The organism is Streptomyces sp. RP5T (assembly GCF_003933965.1).
In the GTDB taxonomy this organism is placed as follows: Bacteria; Actinomycetota; Actinomycetes; order Streptomycetales; family Streptomycetaceae; genus Streptomyces.
The window spans coordinates 1-1,266 of the sequence record NZ_RSAJ01001106.1; the positions used below are offsets into that span (position 1 = coordinate 1).

Annotated in this window: 1 protein-coding gene; it reads right to left on the reverse strand. The window is 75.4% G+C overall.

What is annotated here, in order from left to right; all coding sequences use genetic code 11:
* Window positions 1-1,183, reverse strand: a 1,183-nt coding sequence (locus tag EHS43_RS44800) for a transcription antitermination factor NusB (RefSeq protein WP_125196080.1), incomplete at its 3' end; no start/stop codon positions are given.
* Between the last annotated feature and the right edge of the window lie 83 nt (window positions 1,184-1,266).

Here is a 1,266-nt window from a genome sequence, read left to right on the forward strand (position 1 = left end):
GCGCGGTGCTCAGCAGACCCCGCTGCAACGGCCCGAACCCCTCCAGGTCCCCGGGCCGGCGCCGCCACCGCGCCTCTGGCCGCCGCCGCAATGCCCCGAGGCCGGTGCACGGCACGTCCATCAGCACCCGGTCGAAACTGCCCGGCCGCCACGGCGGCCGCGTCCCGTCCGCGGCGATCACCTGATACGGCCCCGGGTTCCCGGCGAGCGCCTTGGCGACCAGCCCGGCCCGGTGCGGCTGCTTCTCGGAGGCGAGCAGCACGGCCCCGCGCTCGGCGGCGAGCGCGGCGAGCAGCGCGGCCTTGCCACCGGGCCCCGCGCACCCGTCGAGCCACTTCTCGTCCCGGCCGTCGAGGGGGGCGTTCGCCAGCGCCAGCGCGACGAGCTGGCTGCCCTCGTCCTGCACCCCGGCCCGGCCCTCGCGTACGGCGTCCACGGCCCCGGGCTCACCGCCCTCGGCCAGCCGCACGGCGTACGGCGACCAGCGCCCCGCCACGGCGGACTCCTCGCGCAGCAGTTCCTCGGTGGTGGCCCGCCCCGGCCGGGCGACGAGGGTCACCTCGGGCCGTTCGTTGTCCGCCTCCAGCAGCCGCTCGATGCCGGCCCGCCCGCCGCCGAGGGAGTCCCACAGCGCGGAGACGACCCAGCGGGGGTGCGAGTGCACGACGGCGAGATGGTCCTCGGGGTCGTCGTCGTAGGGCGGGGCGACCTTCTCGATCCATCCGTCGAGGTCGTCCTGCGCGATCTTCCGCAGCACGGCGTTGACGAACTTGGCCCGTCCGTCGCCGAGCACGACCCGGGCGAGCTCGACCGTGGCGGACACGGCGGCGTGCGTCGGGATGCGGGTCCCGAGCAACTGGTGCGCCCCGAGGCTCAGCACGTCGAGCACCGGCGGATCCACCTCGCGCAGCGGCCGGTCGACACACTCGGCGATGATCGCGTCGTACGTCCCCTGCCGCCGCAGCGTCCCGTACACCAGCTCGGTGGCCAGCGCGGCGTCCCGTGCCTCGAACCCGCCCTTCTCCCGTGCCTTGCGCAACAGCGGCGGCAGGACGAGGTTGGCGTACGCGTCCCGCTCGTCCACGGCCCGCAGCGCCTCGAAGGCGAGGATGCGGACGGGGTCCTTCTGGGGCCGACGGTAGGGCTTGCCGGGTTTGCGGGGCCGACTGGGCTGCTCGCTCACGAAAAAGGTGCTCCGGGTTCAAGGTCTGCTGACGCCTCAAGCGTACGTCCGCCCAGGCCCCCGTCCCCTCCGAGGGCGGGGGC